Source organism: Halomonas shengliensis (assembly GCF_900104135.1).
GTDB lineage: Bacteria > Pseudomonadota > Gammaproteobacteria > Pseudomonadales > Halomonadaceae > Halomonas > Halomonas shengliensis.
In genome coordinates this window covers 80,592-97,534 of the sequence record NZ_FNIV01000012.1, presented here as the reverse complement: position 1 = coordinate 97,534, position 16,943 = coordinate 80,592, and the positions used below count along the sequence as shown (strand labels likewise).

The 16,943-nt window shown below is 70.0% G+C and carries 16 protein-coding genes and 2 rRNA genes; 16 read left to right on the top strand and 2 right to left on the bottom strand.

Annotated features, from left to right (window positions below):
• The 8 genes from BLP95_RS14910 to aroQ form a co-directional block, all read left to right on the top strand.
• Positions 1–124, top strand: a 23S ribosomal RNA gene (locus BLP95_RS14910); the annotation flags it as partial.
• Between the two features lie 78 nt (positions 125–202).
• Positions 203–318 (top strand): 5S ribosomal RNA (gene rrf / locus BLP95_RS14905).
• A gap of 218 nt (positions 319–536) precedes the next feature.
• Entirely contained in the window at positions 537–1,241 is a 705-nt protein-coding gene (trmB, locus tag BLP95_RS14900; RefSeq protein WP_089680753.1) for a tRNA (guanine(46)-N(7))-methyltransferase TrmB, read from the top strand.
• On the top strand, positions 1,238–1,570 hold the full coding sequence (locus BLP95_RS14895; protein WP_176760307.1) for a DMT family transporter: 333 nt from the start codon (positions 1,238–1,240) through the stop codon (positions 1,568–1,570). Before trmB ends, BLP95_RS14895 begins: the two co-directional genes overlap by 4 nt.
• 25 nt (positions 1,571–1,595) lie before the next feature.
• On the top strand, positions 1,596–3,035 hold the full coding sequence (gene dacB, locus BLP95_RS14890; protein ID WP_089680751.1) for a D-alanyl-D-alanine carboxypeptidase/D-alanyl-D-alanine endopeptidase: 1,440 nt from the start codon (positions 1,596–1,598) through the stop codon (positions 3,033–3,035).
• 31 nt (positions 3,036–3,066) lie between these two features.
• Entirely contained in the window at positions 3,067–3,438 is a 372-nt protein-coding gene (locus BLP95_RS14885; RefSeq protein ID WP_089680749.1) for a diacylglycerol kinase, read from the top strand.
• A gap of 76 nt (positions 3,439–3,514) precedes the next feature.
• The gene (gene glnE / locus BLP95_RS14880) at positions 3,515–6,499 is read left to right on the top strand and encodes a bifunctional [glutamate--ammonia ligase]-adenylyl-L-tyrosine phosphorylase/[glutamate--ammonia-ligase] adenylyltransferase (RefSeq protein WP_089680747.1); all 2,985 of its coding nucleotides are present in this window, start codon (positions 3,515–3,517) and stop codon (positions 6,497–6,499) included.
• Between the two features lie 8 nt (positions 6,500–6,507).
• Positions 6,508–6,945, top strand: a complete 438-nt coding sequence (gene aroQ, locus BLP95_RS14875; protein ID WP_089680745.1) for a type II 3-dehydroquinate dehydratase — start codon at positions 6,508–6,510, stop codon at positions 6,943–6,945.
• A gap of 6 nt (positions 6,946–6,951) precedes the next feature.
• Here the strand turns inward: aroQ and BLP95_RS14870 are convergent, their stop codons facing one another.
• Together BLP95_RS14870 and BLP95_RS14865 are read right to left on the bottom strand one after the other, a co-directional pair.
• Positions 6,952–7,896, bottom strand: a complete 945-nt coding sequence (locus BLP95_RS14870; protein WP_089680743.1) for an AEC family transporter — start codon at positions 7,894–7,896, stop codon at positions 6,952–6,954.
• Between the two features lie 46 nt (positions 7,897–7,942).
• Positions 7,943–8,728, bottom strand: coding sequence for an IclR family transcriptional regulator domain-containing protein (locus tag BLP95_RS14865; RefSeq protein WP_089680741.1), 786 nt, complete (start codon positions 8,726–8,728; stop codon positions 7,943–7,945).
• A 139-nt stretch (positions 8,729–8,867) separates the two neighbouring features.
• On the opposite strand from BLP95_RS14865, the gene BLP95_RS14860 reads away from it, so the two are divergent.
• The 8 genes from BLP95_RS14860 to pcaG all read left to right on the top strand — a co-directional run bounded on the left by BLP95_RS14860 (position 8,868) and on the right by pcaG (position 16,833).
• A complete protein-coding gene (locus BLP95_RS14860) occupies positions 8,868–10,196 on the top strand; it encodes a class-II fumarase/aspartase family protein (RefSeq protein WP_089680739.1) in 1,329 nt (442 codons plus the stop codon).
• A gap of 177 nt (positions 10,197–10,373) precedes the next feature.
• Positions 10,374–11,204 (top strand): CoA transferase subunit A, encoded by an 831-nt coding sequence (locus BLP95_RS14855; RefSeq protein ID WP_089680737.1) that lies wholly within the window; start codon positions 10,374–10,376, stop codon positions 11,202–11,204.
• Positions 11,204–11,977: a CoA-transferase subunit beta gene (locus BLP95_RS14850; RefSeq protein WP_089680736.1), complete on the top strand. Its 774-nt coding sequence runs from the start codon at positions 11,204–11,206 to the stop codon at positions 11,975–11,977. The genes BLP95_RS14855 and BLP95_RS14850 overlap by 1 nt, the downstream gene beginning before the upstream one ends.
• A gap of 18 nt (positions 11,978–11,995) precedes the next feature.
• Positions 11,996–13,198, top strand: coding sequence for a 3-oxoadipyl-CoA thiolase (gene pcaF / locus BLP95_RS14845; protein ID WP_089680734.1), 1,203 nt, complete (start codon positions 11,996–11,998; stop codon positions 13,196–13,198).
• Positions 13,199–13,211: 13 nt separating this feature from the next.
• Positions 13,212–14,390, top strand: a complete 1,179-nt coding sequence (locus BLP95_RS14840) for an alpha/beta fold hydrolase (protein WP_089680731.1) — start codon at positions 13,212–13,214, stop codon at positions 14,388–14,390.
• Between the two features lie 35 nt (positions 14,391–14,425).
• A complete protein-coding gene (pcaQ, locus tag BLP95_RS14835; RefSeq protein WP_089680729.1) occupies positions 14,426–15,343 on the top strand; it encodes a pca operon transcription factor PcaQ in 918 nt (305 codons plus the stop codon).
• 101 nt (positions 15,344–15,444) lie between these two features.
• The gene (gene pcaH / locus BLP95_RS14830; protein WP_089680727.1) at positions 15,445–16,170 is read left to right on the top strand and encodes a protocatechuate 3,4-dioxygenase subunit beta; all 726 of its coding nucleotides are present in this window, start codon (positions 15,445–15,447) and stop codon (positions 16,168–16,170) included.
• A 30-nt stretch (positions 16,171–16,200) separates the two neighbouring features.
• Positions 16,201–16,833, top strand: coding sequence for a protocatechuate 3,4-dioxygenase subunit alpha (gene pcaG / locus BLP95_RS14825; protein WP_089680725.1), 633 nt, complete (start codon positions 16,201–16,203; stop codon positions 16,831–16,833).
• Positions 16,834–16,943 lie beyond the last annotated feature (110 nt).

The window sequence follows — 16,943 nt, the reverse complement described above, 5'->3', positions numbered from 1 at the left end:
AGATCTCCCCGAGGCCTCGAGCCTCCTGAAGGGCCCAGCGAGACCAGCTGGTTGATAGGCCGGATGTGGAAGCGCTGCAAGGCGTTGAGCTAACCGGTACTAATGGCCCGTGAGGCTTGACCATATAACACCCAAGCGGTCTGTGATGACACACGGCCGGATACGCGAGACGATCTCGCCAGCATGATTCGCACCCTTTTCGCCTGACGATCATAGCGAGCGTGAACCACCTGATCCCATGCCGAACTCAGCAGTGAAACCGCTCAGCGCCGATGGTAGTGTGGGGTTTCCCCATGTGAGAGTAGGTCATCGTCAGGCACTTCTTCAGAAACCCCGGCCATTGGTCGGGGTTTCGTCGTTCTGGGGGTCTCCCCATGGAGAGTAGCGGAGCGCCGCCCGGATCCTCGTCAGGCACTTATTAAGAAAAGCCCCGATCATCGTGAGATGGTCGGGGCTTTTTGCGTCTGGGGGCGTCATGCGCCGGTGGGCGGGGGCTGGTAGAATCGTCGCTCGTTTTCCCACGCGCACGGGCCGCCATGCACGCCACCTCTCGCCGCATCGTCACCAACCAGCCGGGGCCCCATCGGGACCTGGCGGCGCGCGTCACGCGGGCACTCACGCACCCCTGGCGCAAGCCGGTGGCCGCACATACCCGTGAGGCCTTCGCGCAGGCAGAGGCGTGGCGGGCGGCGCGAGCGGAGTTGCCGCTGATCCTGGATGCCGGCTGCGGGGTGGGGCTCTCCACCCGGCGCCTGGCCCAGGCCTTCCCCGACCATGCGGTGCTCGGGGTGGATCGCAGCGAGAGTCGCCTGACCCGGGAGCATGGCCCGCTGCCGGACAACGCGCTGCTGGTGCGCGCCGACCTGGTGGACTTCTGGCGACTCGCCGTAGCGGCAGGCTGGCAGCCGGTTCGCCACTACCTGCTCTACCCCAATCCTTACCCCAAGGCGGCGCACCTCAAGCTGCGCTGGCATGGGCATCCGGTGTTCCCGTACCTGCTCGCCCTGGGGGGGCGGCTGGAGCTGCGTTCCAACTGGCGGCTCTACGTGGAGGAGTTCGCCCTGGCGCTGGCCCAGGCCACCGGCGTGGTCGGCGAGGTCGAGGCCCTGGATCCCGCGGGGGAGTACCTGACCCCCTTCGAACACAAGTACCACGCCAGCGGCCAGGCGCTGTGGCGGCTGGTGGTGACGCTGCCGCCCAATCCCGGGCTGGTCCCGGTCATCGAGCAAGGAGAAGTGTGATGGCATTCGTCTATCTCGCCCTGGCCATCGTCGCCGAGGTGGTGGGCACCACCGCCCTCAAGGCCTCGGAGGGCTTCACCCGCCTGGGTCCCAGCGTGACCGTGGTGGTGGGCTACGCCCTGGCCTTCTACCTGCTCGCCCTGGTGCTGCGCACCATTCCGGTGGGGATCGCCTACGCCATCTGGGCCGGGCTCGGCATCGTGCTGGTGACCCTGGCCGGCGTGCTGCTCTACGGCGAGCGGCCGGACCTGCCGGCGGTGCTGGGCATCGCCATGATCATCGGCGGGGTGTCGGTGATCCAGCTCTTCTCGTCCGTCTCGGCCCATTGATCCGTCGCGCCCCGGGAGGGTTTCCATGCGCCATTGCCGTCGCCTGCTGGCCGTCGTCTTGCTGCTGTTTCTCGCGTCGCCGAGCCTGGCCGCGGGTTTCGATGCCATCGCAGCCCTGGTCGACCGGGGCTTCCGGGTCGGCGCCGAGGCCAGGCTGCTGGATGACGGCAGCGTGCTCGGGGCGATCGCCCCTGAGCGGCAGCTCTCGCCCGCCTCGGTGAGCAAGAGCTACCTGGCAGCCGCGGCGCTGGATTGCTTCGGCCCCCAGCATCGCTTCACCACGCGGCTCCTGAGCGAGGCGGCCCCGGACGAAGAGGGCGTGCTGACGGGCGACCTGATCCTCGAGGGCGGCGGCGACCCGGCGCTGACCACCGAGGACCTGTGGCGCCTGGTACAGCGCCTCCACCAGGCCGGCGTGAGCGAGGTGCGTGGCCGGCTGCTGGTGAGCCAGTGGCGCTACGGGCCGGTGGAGTGCATCACCACGGACCGCTGCGAGACCCGCGAGCGCACCACCAACGCCTACAGCGCGCTGCTCTCCTCGGCGGGCGTCAACTACGGCAACTGGTGCGTGACGGTGGCTCCCGCCGAGCGAGCGGGCGAACCGGCAAGCGTCACCGGCTGCGACAGCCAGGCCGCGATCCTGGCGATCGACAACCGGGTGGTGACCCGACCCGACGACAGCGGTACCCAGCTTTCCGCCGAGCGGGTCACCCGCGACGGCGGCGACGTCATGGTGCTGCGCGGCCAGATCTCCACCAACGCCCATCCGCGCACCCTCTACCGGGCCAGCTCCGACCCGGCGGACCAGATGGCGCTGACGCTGCTGGCGATGCTCGACCAGGCGGGCATCGCGGTGAGCGGCGGGGCGGACACCACCCAGGCCGAGCCGCCGCCGACCGCCCGAGTCCTGGCCGCGGTGGATGGCAAGCCGCTGCAGGAGCTGCTGCTGCGGGCCATGCACTACTCCAACAACTACATGGCCGACATGCTGACCCTCAACCTGGTGGAGACGCCGCGTGCCGACCTGCGGTTGGGCGGGGCCCGGCTCGAGGCCTTCGTGGCGGGTATCCCGGACCACGGGCCGGTGACCCTGCTCAGCGGCAGCGGCCTGACGCCGGAGAACCGCACCTCCGCGCGTGGCGCTAACACCCTGCTGGAGAGCCTCTACCACCGCCCCTCGCTGTTCCCGAGCTTCGTGGCCACCCTGCAGTCGCCCGACAACGGCGTGATGCGCTTCATCCGCCGGGGCTCGGAAACCTTCCAGCGCCATGTCATGCTCAAGACCGGCACCCTCAACCAGCCGGTCACGGTACGCGCGGTGAGCGGTTACTTCCGGACCGCCAGCGGCCGCTGGGGGGTGTTCAGCGTGCTGGTCAACGGCACCGGCTCCACCCCCTACCTGAGCTGGCCCGAGGTGCTCGACCCCCTGGCGCAGGACCTTGAAGAGATGATCGCCCAGCATTGAACGGCCAGGCCGTCACGCAGAGGAACCCACCATGAAACCCGGACACACCGGCTGGCAGCACCTGGTGCACTCCACCCGCTACTCGCTGAAGGGCTTCCGCGCCGCCTGGCGCCATGAGGCGGCGTTTCGCCAGGAGCTCGCCCTCTGCGGGCTGCTGTTGCCCCTGGCATGGTGGGTGGGCGACGGCCCGGTGGAGTGGATCCTGCTGATCGGCAGCTGCCTGGTGGTGCTGGCGGTGGAGCTGCTCAACAGCGCCATCGAGAGCGTGGTGGACCGCATCGGCACCGAGCACCACGAGCTCTCGGGGCGCGCCAAGGACCTCGGCTCCGCCGCGGTGATGGTCACCCTGATCCTGGCCGGGCTCACCTGGGGGCTGCTGCTGGGGCAGAAGCTGCTCGCCTGATCCGGCCCCATGGGTGCCCCGTGGCGCCCGCCTTCGCTATGCTGGGAGTATTCGCCAATTCGGATGCGAGACGCCCATGCCCCTGCCCGATGACTTCCTGCCACTGATCGATATCCCCGAGCCACTCAAGGGGCCCCTCGGGCATACCCGCCAGCGCCTGGCGGAAGCGCTGTCCCAGGCCGACAACCTGGCCGAGATGAGCGGGCGCGACTCCCCCCTGGAGGACTGGCTCGGCCTCTCCGAGGCGCGCCGCGAGGAGCTGGCCCGGGTGCTGGCGATCTCCGATTTCGTCGCCGAGACCCTGGTGCGCTACCCCGAGTGGCTGCTGCACCTGGATGCCAGCGGCGAGCTTTCGGCCGCCCCCGACGCCGAGATCCTGCGCGCCTGGCTCGACGAGCGCCTGGAGGAGGCCGAGGACGAGGCGGCCATGCAGGCGGCGATCCGCCGCTTCCGGCGCGCGCGCATGGTGGGCATCGTGTGGCGCGACCTGTGCCGGCCCGAGGGCATCGACATGTGGGCCACCGCGGCAGCGGTGTCGCACCTGGCCGAGACCTGCCTGGAGGCGGCGCTGGCCTGGCTGGAGGCCTTCCTCGAGCCTCGCTGGGGGCGCCCCGCGCCGCGACGCGACGGCAGCAAGCAGCGCCTGGTGGTGCTGGGCATGGGCAAGCTGGGGGCCGGCGAGCTCAACCTCTCCTCCGACATCGACCTGATCTTCGCCTTCCCCGAGAAGGGCGAGACCGAGGGCGGGCGCAAGTCGCTGGAGCACCAGGAGTACTTCACCAAGCTCGGCCAGCGCCTGATCGGCGCCCTGGACGCGGTCACCGCCGATGGCTTCGCCTTCCGGGTCGACATGCGCCTGCGCCCCCTGGGCGACGGCGGCCCCCTGGTGGGCAGCTTCAACTCGCTGTGGGCCTACTACCAGGACCAGGGGCGCGAATGGGAGCGCTACGCCATGCTCAAGGCGCGGCCGGTGGCCGGCGACCTCGACGCCGGCGCCGAGCTGCTCGCCGGGCTGCGACCCTTCGTCTACCGCAAGTACCTCGACTTCGGCGCCATCGAGTCGCTGCGCGAGCTCAAGGCGATGATCAACCGCGAGGTGCGCCGCAAGGGCATGGAGGGCAACATCAAGCTCGGCCCCGGGGGCATCCGCGAGGTCGAGTTCGTGGTCCAGGCCTTCCAGCTGATCCGTGGCGGCCGCGACACCGAGCTGCAGGTCACTTCCCTCAGGCGCGCCCTGGAGCGGCTGCCCGAGCTGGGCCTGCTGCCCGCCGAGGTGGTGGAGGAGCTCTTGCCCGACTATGTCCTCCTGCGCGACCTGGAGCATGCCCTGCAGGCGCTGGAGGATCGCCAGACCCAGACCCTGCCGGCCGACGAGCAGGATCGCGAACGCCTTGCCCTGGCGCTGGGCATGGAGGACTGGCCGGCGCTGATGGCCTGCCTGGACGAGGCCCGTGAGCGGGTGCGCCGCCACTTCGACGCCGTGATCGCCGACCCCGAGGAGGAGGTGGACGAGGCCGCCGAGGAGGCCACGGATGGCATTCCCCTGGAACAGTGGCGAGCGCTATGGCGCGGCGAGCTCGACGAGGCCGAGGGCATGGCGCTGCTGGAGGAGGCCGGCTTCGCCGACTCCGAGGCGACGCGACGGCGGCTCGGGTCGCTCTATCACTCCCGCCAGGTGCAAGGTATGCAGCGCATCGGCTTCGAGCGCCTCGAGGCGCTGATGCCGCTGCTGCTGGACGCCGTGGCGGGCAGTGAGGCCCCCGACACCGCCCTGGAGCGGGTGCTGCCGCTGGTCGAGGCGGTGCTGCGACGCACCGCCTACCTGGCGCTGTTGCGCGAGAACCCCGACGCCCTGGGGCACCTGATGACGCTGTGCGCGGCGAGCCCCTGGATCGCCGAACAGATCGCCCGCTATCCGATCCTGCTCGACGAGCTGCTCACCCCCGAGACCCTCTACACCCCGGCCGACAAGGCGCGCCTCGCCGACGAGCTGCGCCAGGCCCTGGCGCGGCTGCCCGAGGAGGACGAGGAGGTCCAGCTCGAGGCGCTGCGGGTGTTCAAGCACGCCCAGACCCTCCACGTGGCGGCCTCGGACATCGCCGGCACCCGCCACCTGATGAAGGTCAGCGACTACCTCACCTATATCGCCGAGGTGATCCTCGAGGCGGTGCTGGCCATGGCCTGGCGCCACCTCACCCGCAAGCATGGTTTCCCGGCGCTGGCCGACGGCGGCCGGGCCGACGCCGAGCCGGCTTTCCTGATCGTCGGCTACGGCAAGCTGGGCGGCATCGAGCTCGGCTATGGCTCCGACCTCGACCTGGTGTTCATCCACGACGGCGCCCCCCAGGGCAGCACCGACGGCAAGCGAGCGCTGGACAACGCCGTCTTCTACACCCGGCTGGGGCAGCGCATCATCCACTTGCTCACCGCCGTGACCCCCGCCGGTACCCTCTACGAGGTGGACATGCGGCTGCGCCCCTCCGGCAACGCCGGGCTGTTGGTCACCTCGCTTTCCGCCTTCGCCGAGTACCAGCGCCGCGAGGCCTGGACCTGGGAGCACCAGGCGCTGGTGCGCGCCCGGGTGGTCGCCGGCCACCCACGCCTGGCCGAGGGCTTCGCCGCGGTGCGCCGCGAGATCCTCGGCCGCGAGCGCGATGTCGAGGCGCTGCGCGAGGAGGTGGTGAAGATGCGCCACAAGATGCGCGACCACCTCGGCGGCAAGAGTGGAGAGGGGGAGTTCGACCTCAAGCACGACCCCGGCGGCATGGTCGACCTCGAGTTCCTCTGCCAGTTCGCCGTGCTCTCCATGGGCCACGACACCCCGGCGCTGCTGGAGTGGAGCGACAACATGCGCCTGCTCGAGACCCTGGAGGCCAGCGAGCGGCTGCCGGCCCGGGAGTGCCAGCGCCTGCGCGACGCCTACCTGGCGCTGCGCAGCGCCGCCCACCGCGCCTCGCTGACCCGCGAGCCCGCCCGCGGCCGGGACGCGGCCTTCCAGGACCACCGCCGGGTGGTGATCGAGGCGTGGCAGCGGCTGCTGGAACCCGACCACAAGGAGTGAAGACACCCATGAACAAGGCACTGGTACTGCACGGCCCCAACCTCAACCTGCTGGGCACCCGGCAGCCGGAGATCTACGGCCACGAGACCCTGGAGGACATCAACAACGCGCTGTTCGAGCAGGCGGCGCTGGGAGGCTGGGAGGTTCGCTGCCGGCAGAGCAACCATGAGGGGGAGCTGATCGACCTGATCCAGGCGGCGCGCCTGGATGGCACCGCGGCGATCATCATCAACCCGGCGGCCTATACCCATACCTCGGTGGCGATCCTCGATGCCCTGAACGCCTTCGAGGGGCGGGTCATCGAGGTGCACCTCTCCAACGTGCACAGGCGCGAGAGCTTCCGCCACCACTCCTATGTCTCGCTGCGCGCCGACGGGGTGATCGCCGGGCTCGGCAGCCAGGGCTATCGCGCCGCCCTGGAGGCGGTGATGGCGGGCGGTCGCTGAGCGGCGCTACGCCGGCAGCAACCCGAAGCGGCTCAGCCCCCAGAGTACCAGGCTGATGGTGAGGAAGGAGGCCAGGGTGCCGACCATCAGCGCCGCGGCGCTGGTCTCGCCCTGGCCGTACTGGCGGCCGAACAGCGGATAGACGCTGATCATGGGGGCGCAGGCGAACAGCAGGCCGGCGGCGATCATCCGCGGGTCGGGGTCCGGCAGCAGCAGGAAGGCCCCCAGCACCGCCAGGGGGTGGAGCAGCAGCTTACCCACCACCACCTGGCCCATGTCCGCCGCCATGCCGCGCACCTTGAGCCCGTGCAGCATGCCGCCGATGGTGAACAGCGCCGCCGGGCCGGCGGCATCGGCCAGCATCTCGATCACCTGTTGCAGCGGCCCCGGCAGGCGCAGCCCGCTGAGCGCCAGCGTCAGGCCGATCAGCAGCCCCAGCAGCACCGGGTTGCGGGCCAGCCGGGCGGCGGTCTGGCGTACCACCTGGCCGAGGCCGCCTTGCTGGCGGCTGGCCTCGGCAAGGATCAGGGCGCTGGGGATGATGAACAGCGTCTCCACCACCATGTTGAGCGCCATGAAGATCGCCGCCGGCGGCCCGATCGCCATCAGCGCCACCGGGTAGCCGATGAAGCCGCTGTTGGCGGCCGACATGCCCAGGGCATGCAGGGCGCCGGCCTCAAGGCGATGGCCCCGGGCCCGTGACAGCGCCAGGCCGAGCAGGAAGACCAGCGCCGAGCCCAGGCCGTAGGCCAGCAGGTAACCCACGTTCAGGGCCTCGGCCAGGGGGTAGTCGGTGAGGGCGCGGATGACCAGCGAGGGCAGCGCGAACATCATCACGAAGGTGGCGATGCCCTGGAGGTTGTCGCGGCCGACCAGCCCGCTGCGGGTGGCCGTATAGCCGGCCCCGATCAGCAGGAAGATCGGCAGCGTGATGGCGAGGATCTCCAGCACGGTATGGCCTTCCTTGGTAAGTCAGTGGAGAGGGAGAGGGCGGTGCTCAGCTCACGGTGGCGCGGATCTCGCGGGCCTTCTCCTGCAGCAGCGGCAGGTAATCGCGCATCAGGGTGTCGTGGTCGACCCGGGCGGCGTTGGTGCTGATGTTGATGGCGCCCAGCAGCCTGCCGTTGGCATCGAAGGCGGGCACGGCGATGGAGCGCAGCCCCGAGTCGAGCTCCTGGTCGGCGATGGCGTAGCCCTGCCGGCGTACCTCGAGGATGAGGCGCCGGAGTTCGGCCTTGTCGGTCACCGTCTTGTCGGTATGGCGTACCAGGTTGACCCGCTCGAGCCAGGCATCGAGCTCATCGTCCGGCAGCTGGGCCAGCAGCACCCGGCCCATGGAGGTGTAGGCGGCGGGCAGGCGGGTGCCCACCGAGAGGGTGATCGCCATCAGCCGGTGGCGCGAGGAGGAGCGCGCCACGTAGGTGACCTCCTCGCCATCCAGCACCCCCAGCGAGGAGGACTCGCCGCACGCCGAGGTGATCGCCTCCAGCACCTGCTGGATCACGCTGCGGTAGTCGTTGGCGGAGAGGAACGCATAGCCCAGCTGCAGTACCTTTGGGGCCAGCTCGAAGTTGCGCCCCTGCTTGCGCACATAGCCCAGGGCGTGCAGGGTCAGCAGGAAGCGACGGGCGCGGGCGCGGTTCATGCCGGTGCGCGCCGCCACCTCGCTCAGCGTCATGCGGGAGTGGGCCTCGTCGAAGGCCAGGATCACCTCGAGCCCGCTGGCCAGGGCGGTCACGAAGTCGCGGTCGTCGGGGCGGAGGGCCTCTTCCTCTGCGCTCATGCGGGTTCCATCCTGCGGGAGTGGGTTGCCGGGATTCGGTCGCCAATCTAGCATAGCGTTCGAATTGCGAACACTTGTGCGGCATTGGGCTTTGGTCGGTTGACCCTGCCCGTCGCCCCCCTGATTCCGGGAGAACACCATGCCCGCCTCCTTGCTGCAGCATCCCTTCATGAGCGCCTCGGCGCTGGCCGAATGCAACGCCGAGGCCATGGTCCAGGCCATGCTGGCCTTCGAGCTAGGCCTGGCCGAGGTCCAGGAGGCGCGCGGCGCCGTGCCCGAGGGCGCCTCGCGCCGCATGCGCGAGACCCTCGAGGCGCACGCCTTCGACCCGCAGGCGATCGCCGCGGGCATCGCCAGCGGCGGCAACGCCGCCATCCCCTTCGTCAAGCAGGCCCGCGCGGCGCTGCCCGATGACCTCAAGCGCTTCTTCCACCAGGGCGCCACCAGCCAGGACGTGGTCGACAGCGCCCTGATGGTGGTGCTGGCGCCTCGTCTCACGGCGCTGGATGCGCTGCTGGTGCGCTGCCGAGCCGCCGCCATCGCGCTGATGGAGGCCCATGCCGGCACGGTGATGGTGGGGCGCACCCTGATGCAGCAGGCGCTGCCGATCACCTTCGGGGTCAAGGTGGCCCACTGGGCCATCGGCCTGGAGCAGGCGCGCCGCCGCCTGGCCGGCTGCGAGTTGCCGGTGCAGTTCGGCGGCGCGGTGGGCGTGCATTCGGGCTGGGACGGTCAGGGGCTCGATTTCATGGATGCTCTCGGCGAGCGCCTGGGCCTGAGCACGCCGGTGCTGCCCTGGCACACCGACCGCCAGCCGATCCACGCCCTGGGCACCGCCCTGGACGCGGTGGCCGGCGCCGCCGAGAAGCTGGCCCTGGATGTGGCCCTGCTCACCCAGACCGAGCTGGGCGAGGTGGCCGAACCCAGTGCCCCGGGCATGGGCGAGTCCTCCTCCATGCCCCACAAGCGCAACCCGGTGCGTTGTGCGTTGATCCGGGGGGCGACCCGCCAGGTGCATGGTCATGCCACGGTACTGCTCAACGCCGCGGCCCAGCCCCTGGAGCGGGGCCTGGGCGAGTGGCATGCCGAGTGGGCTCCGCTGCTCGATAGTGCCCTGCTGCTGGAGGGGGCCCTGGAGCAGGCCGCGGTGCTGCTCGAGGGGCTGGAAGTGCATCCCGAGACGATGCGCCGCAACCTGGCCGCCACCGGCGGCGGCATCATGGCCGAGCCGGTGGCCCGGCGGTTGGCCCCGCTACTGGGCCAGGAGGCCGCCAAGCGCGTCAGCGCCGAGGCCGCCGAGACGGCGCGTCGGCAGGGCATCGCCTACGCCGCGGCCCTGGAGGCCCATCCCGAGGTGCAGGGCAGGCTTACGGCCGAGACCCTGGCGGAGGTCACGGAACCGTCATTATACATTGGTAGTAGCCGTGCCCAGGTGCGGCGCGCCATCGCCTGGCTGGAAGGCGAGTAGTCGACTGAAAGTTCGATGTTTACCCAGTGGGATCGCGAGGGGAGGCCGGGCCTCCCCTTTTTCGTGGGCGCACGGCCGGCGTTTGACGGCCGGCCGCGACGGGAGTAATTTGTTCGCATCACAAAACAAAGTTCGCCATTCGAACTTTCATGAGAGCAACCGCCAGCAGGAGGTCCCATGGCCGAGTTCCTGAGCCTGCATGACGCGGTGGCGCGCTACGTCGAAGACGGCGCCACCGTGGCCATGGAGGGCTTTACCCACCTGATCCCCTTCGCCGCAGGGCACGAGGTGATCCGTCAGAAGAAGCGCGACCTGACCCTGATCCGCATGACCCCCGACCTGATCTATGACCAGCTGATCGGCGCGGGCTGCGCGAAGAAGGTCATCTTCTCCTGGGGCGGCAACCCCGGCGTGGGCTCCCTGCACCGCCTGCGCGATGCGGTGGAGAAGGGCTGGCCCCACAAGGTCGAGATCCTCGAACACAGCCACGCCGCCATGGCCTGCGCCTTCGAGGCCGGCGCGGCGGGGCTGCCGCTGGCGGTGCTGCGCGGCTATGTGGGCAGCGAGCTGCCCAGCGTCAACGACCAGATCAAGTTCATCGAGTGCCCCTTCACCGGCGAGCGCCTGGCGGCGGTACCCGCGGTGCGCCCGGACGTCTCCATCGTTCACGCCCAGAAGGCCGATCGCGCCGGCAACGTGCTGGTGGAAGGCATCGTCGGCGTGCAGAAGGAAGCGGTGCTGGCGGCCAGCAAGAGCATCGTCACCGTAGAGGAGATCGTCGACGACCTGCGCAGCGAACCGGGCTACCACCCCAACGCCTGCATCATCCCGGGCTGGGCCATCGACGCCGTCGCCGTGGCCGAGAAGGGCTCGCTGCCCTCCTATGCCCACGGCTACTACCCGCGCAACAACGCCTTCTACAAGGAGTGGGACGCCATCGCCCGGGATCGCGACACCTTCACGGCCTGGATCGAAAAGAACGTGATGAACGCAGGGGGGAACGCCTGATGAGCCTCGACTACACCTCCGCCGAGATGATGACGGTCACCGCGGCCCGCGCCCTCGAGAACGGCACCACCTGCTTCGTGGGCATCGGCCTGCCCTCCGAGGCGGCCAACCTGGCGCGCCTGACCCATGCCCCCGACGTGGTGCTGATCTACGAATCCGGCACCCTGCAGACCAAGCCCGACGTGCTGCCGCTCTCCATCGGTGACGGCGAGCTGGCCGAGACGGCGCTGACCACCGTGGCGGTGCCGGAGATGTTCCGCTACTGGCTGCAGGGCGGCAAGATCGACGTGGGCTTCCTGGGTACCGCCCAGATCGACCGCTACTGCAACCTCAACACCACCCTGATCGGCGACTACCGTGAACCCAAGGTACGCCTGCCGGGCGGCGGCGGCGCACCGGAGATCGCGACGAATGCGGGGGAGGTCTTTATCACCCTGAAGCACTCCAAGCGGGCCTTCGTCGACAAGGTCGACTTCGTCACCACCCTGGGCTTCGGTCGCGACGGCAAGGGCCGCGACGGCGTGCCCAATATCGGCAAGGGGCCGACCCGGGTGATCACCGACCTGTGCGTGATGAAGCCCGACCCCGAGACCAAGGAGCTCGTCGTGGTGTCGCTGCATCCGGGCGTCACCGCGGAGCAGGTCCAGGAGGCCACCGGCTGGGAGATCCGCTTCGCCGAGCGGCTCGAGAGCACCCCCGAGCCCAGCGCGAAGGAGCTCGAGATCCTGCGCGAGCTGAAGGACCGTACCGACCGCGCCCACTCGGGTCAGTAAGCCGAACAGGAGATCACCATGACCGACGTATTCCTCTGCCATCCACGGCGCAGCGCCGTGGGCCGCTTCGGTGGCACCCTGGCCAGCGTGCGCCCCGACGATCTCGCCGCCAGTATCTTCAAGGCGGTGCTGGCGGAAGCCCCGGGGCTCGACCCGGCGGCCATCGACGATGTCTTTATGGGTTGTGCCAACCAGGCCGGCGAGGACAACCGCAGCGTGGCGCGCATGTCGCTGCTGCTGGCGGGCCTGCCGACCTCCGTGCCCGGTACCACCCTTAACCGCCTGTGCGGCTCCGGCATGGACGCGGTGGGCACCGCCTTCCGCGCCATCAAGGCCGGCGAGATGGAGCTGGCGCTGGCCGGCGGCGTGGAGTCCATGTCCCGTGCCCCCTACGTGATGGGCAAGGCCGACGGCGCCTTCTCCCGCGGCCAGAAGATCGAGGACACCACCATCGGCTGGCGTTTCATCAACCCGAAGATGAAGCAGGCCTACGGCGTCGACTCCATGCCGGAGACCGCCGAGAACGTGGCCGAGCAGTTCGCTATTTCCCGCGAGGACCAGGACGCCTTCGCCCTGCGTTCCCAGCAGAAGGCTGCCGCCGCGCAGGCGGCCGGGCGCTTTGCCGAGGAGATCACGCCGATCGAGATTCCCCGGCGCAAGCAGGAACCGCTGATCTTCGACAAGGACGAGCACCTGCGCGAGACCAGCCTCGAGAAGCTCGCCGGCCTGCCGACGCCCTTCCGCGAGGGCGGCAGCGTCACCGCCGGCAATGCCTCCGGGGTCAACGACGGTGCCGCGGCCATGCTGGTGGCAAGCGCGGCGGCGGTGGAGCAGCACGGCCTGACACCCATGGCGAGGATCCTCGGCATGGCCACCGCCGGGGTCGAGCCGCGCATCATGGGCTATGGCCCGGTGCCGGCGGTCAATCGCCTGCTCGCGCGCACCGGCGTGTCGCTCGACGAGATCGACGTCATCGAGCTCAACGAGGCCTTCGCCGCCCAGGCGCTGGCCTGCCTGCGCGACCTGGGCATCAAAGACGATGACCCGCGGGTCAACCCCAACGGTGGCGCCATCGCGCTCGGCCATCCGCTGGGCATGTCAGGCGCCCGCCTGCTGCTGACCGCCGCCCACGAGCTGCAGAAGAGCGGCAAGCGCTACGCCCTGTGCACCATGTGCGTGGGCGTGGGACAGGGCATTGCTACGCTGATCGAGCGGGTATAACAGGAGACTTCCCATGGCATTTCTTACTATCGACGGACGCAGCGTCGCCTATCGCCTGCTGGGCGCGGCGGCCAACCCCCTGGTGGTGCTGGCGCACCCGCTGGGCATGAGCCAGGCGGTATGGGACGACGTGCTGCCGGCGCTGCTGCCGCGCTACCGCGTGCTGACCTGGGACCTGCCCGGCCATGGCGCCAGCCAGGCCTGGGGCGAGGGTTCCATCACCCCCGCCGCGCTGGCCGCCGAGGCCCTGGCGCTGGTCGAGCATGCCGGCGCCGAGCGCTTCCACTTCGCCGGCACCTCCATCGGCGGCGTGGTGGGTCAGGCGCTGATCGCGGAGCACGGCGAGCGCCTGCTCAGCGCGACCCTGACCAACACCGGGGCGGTGATCGGCAACGCCGAGCTGTGGAACACCCGCGCGGGGCGCGTGCGCCAGGAGGGCCTGGCGGCGATGTCCGAGGAGATCGTGCCGCGCTGGTTCGCCCCCGCCTGCTTCGAGGCTGAGCCGGCCCTCAAGGCCGGCTGGTGCACCCAGATGGGCCGCGGCGACGACGAGTCCTATGCGCTGCTCTGCGAGATGCTGGGCCGCGACACCTTCGACGGCAGGCTCGCCGGGAAGGGCGTCAAGGTGCGGCTGCTGGGCGGCAGCGAAGACATGGCGACCCCGCCGGCGACCCTGGAGGCCCTGGCCACCGAGCTCGATGGCGCGCCCCTGGAGATCCTCGAGGGGGTCGGCCATGTGCCCTCCGTGGAGGTGCCGGGCCTGTTCGCCGAGAGGCTGCTGGCGGTGATGGCGGTGGAGCTGGGCGATGTGGCCAACCAGGGCGTCGACTACGCCACCGGCCTCGAGACCCGCACGCAGGTGCTGGGCGAGGAACACGTGGCACGCTCCACCGCGAACGCCACCAGCCTGGACGCCCCCTTTCAGCAGATGATCACCCGCCTGGCCTGGGGCGAGCTGTGGAGCAACGACGACCTGAGCCGTCGCGAGCGCAGCATGATCACCACCGGCATCCTGGCCGCCCTGGGGCGCGAGGAGCTGACCCTGCACCTCAAGACCGCGAAGCGCATCGGCCTGACCGAGGCGGAGCTGCGCCAGGTGCTGATGCATGTGGCCATCTATGGCGGCGTGCCGGCGGCCAACCACGCCTTCGCGCTGGCCAAGGAGCTGGGCTGGGGCCAGGCCGAGGCATGACACGCGGCCAGGCCTGACGGCCGGGGGAGGGGCGAATGCTCAACGCTAGGATCAAGCTGCGCCATCTCCAGGCCTTCCTGGAGGTCGCTCGCCAGCGCAGCTTCGGCCGGGCCGCGGAGAGGCTGGCGATCACCCAGCCGGGGATCTCCAAGACCATCCGTGAGCTGGAGGAGGCGCTGGACGCCAGCCTTTTCGAGCGCACCCCCAAGGGGGTGGCGCTAACCCAGGCCGGCCTCACCCTGCTGCGCCATGCCGGGCCGGCAATCCGCGCCCTGGAGGAGGGAGTCGCGGCCATCGGTGAGGGGCGCACCACCGCCAGTTGGCTCAAGGTCGGGGCCCTCTCCACGGTGGAGAGCCGCCTGCTCCCCGAGGCGATCCTGCGCTGGCAGGCCGCCACCGTGGGGGAGTGTGGCGTCAACGTGGTCACCGGCCCCAGCGCCTTCCTGCTCTCGCGGCTGCGCCGCGGCGAGCTCGACCTGGTGGTGGGGCGCATGACCGAGGCTCGCGAGATCCTCGACCTCGCCTACGAGCACCTCTTCTACGAGCGCCTGGTGCTGATGGTGCGCCGAGGGCATCCGCTGGCCGACGTGACAGCGCTCGAGCCGGCGACCCTGGTGCGCTATCCCTGGGTGCTGCCGCCCCCCCAGACCACCCTGCGCCAGCAGGTGGACAGCTTCTTCGTCCGCCATGGCCTGGAGGTGCCGGCGCGGCGGCTCGAGACCCTCTCGCTGCCGCTCAGCCGCGGCTACGTGATGGGCAGCGACGCGGTCTGGGTGGCCCCCGAGGAGGCGGCCCGGGATGCGGCGGCGATGGGGACGCTGTGCGAGCTGTCGCTGGCGCTGGAGGAGCGTGGCGGCTCGGTGGGGCTGTGCACCAACGCCAGCCTGGCCCCATCGCTGGCGCTGGAGCGTTTCTGCGAGACGCTGCGCGGCATGGCTGCGGACGTTTCATAACTCATGGGTTATAGGCGTGGGGGCAGATCTCAATTGGCAGGCCGCCGATCCGCGGCCAGACTGATCCGGGTCAAGAAATCCTCCCCGCAGAGATGAGTGATATGCACGACAACAAGCGATTCGTAGAGCGCGACCGCAACTGGCATCCGCCGGCCTACGCTCCCGGCTACAAGACCTCCGTGGCCCGCTCCCCGCAGCAGGCGCTGGTCAGCATGCAGAAGCCCACCGCCTCGGAGCTCTCCGGCCCCGACTTCCGGCAGCTGCGCATGGGCCCCCATGACAACGACCTGCTGCTGAACTTCCGTGACAGCGGTGCTCCCGGCCTGCCGGTGGGCGAGCGCATCATCATGTTCGGCCGCGTGGTCGACCAGTTCGGCAAGCCGGTTCCCCATACCCTGGTGGAGATGTGGCAGGCCAACGCCGGTGGCCGCTACCGCCACAAGAACGACCGCTACCTGGCGCCGCTGGACCCCAACTTCGGTGGCGTGGGTCGCTGCCTCACCGACGAGCAGGGCTGGTACCGCTTCCGCACCATCAAGCCGGGCCCCTACCCCTGGCCCAACGACCCCAACAGCTGGCGTCCCTCCCATATCCACGTCTCGGTGATGGGACCGTCGATCTCCACCCGCCTGATCACCCAGATGTACTTCGAGGGCGATCCGCTGATCCCGCTCTGCCCCATCGTCAACACTCTCAAGGATGCCGACGCCGTCGAGACCATGATCGGTCGACTGGACATGGCCCGCAGCAATCCCATGGACTGCCTGGCCTACCGCTTCGACCTGGTGGTGCGTGGCGAGCTGCAGACCTATTTCGAAAACCAGTGATCGGTCCGAGAAACAGACAGGGGTAACGAGATGAACCAGCCGAATTCCCGACCCGCCAGCGAGCTGATGCTGCGCGAGACCGCCTCCCAGACCGCCGGCCCCTACGTGCATATCGGCCTGGCCCTGGCCGCCGCCGGCAACCCGACCCGGGACGAGGAGATCTGGAACGAGATGGCCCGTGACGGGGCCGAGGGCGAGCATATCGAGGTAGTCGGTACCGTGATCGACGGCAACGGCGACCTGGTGCGCGACGCCTTCCTCGAGGCCTGGCAGGCCGATGCCAACGGCGAGTACCAGCGCGAGTTCGACCTGAACAAGCCGTTCAACGGCTTCGGGCGCACCGCCACCACCTTCGACCACGGCAGCGAGTGGTCGCTGAAGACCATCAAGCCCGGACCGGTGGCCCACGCCAGCGGCCAGCCCCAGGCGCCGCACATCAACCTGGCGATCTTCGCCCGCGGCATCAATATCCACCTGCAGACCCGCCTCTACTTCGAGGACGAGGCCGAGGCCAACGCCGCCTGCCCGGTGCTGACCCGCATCGAGTCGCCGGCGCGTCGCCAGACCCTGATCGCCCGGCGCGAGGAGGTCGACGGCAAGGTGCGTTACCGCCTCGACATCCGCCTGCAGGGCGAGGGAGAGACCGTCTTCTTCGACTTCTGACGAGGCGCCCTGGCCTCCAGGGTTCCTCTCAGCTGCGCCGCCCCACGGGGCGGCGTTCGGCGTCTCCGGCGTCGAACCACAGCCTTGGGGGCAACGCCCCCGCTTCGAGA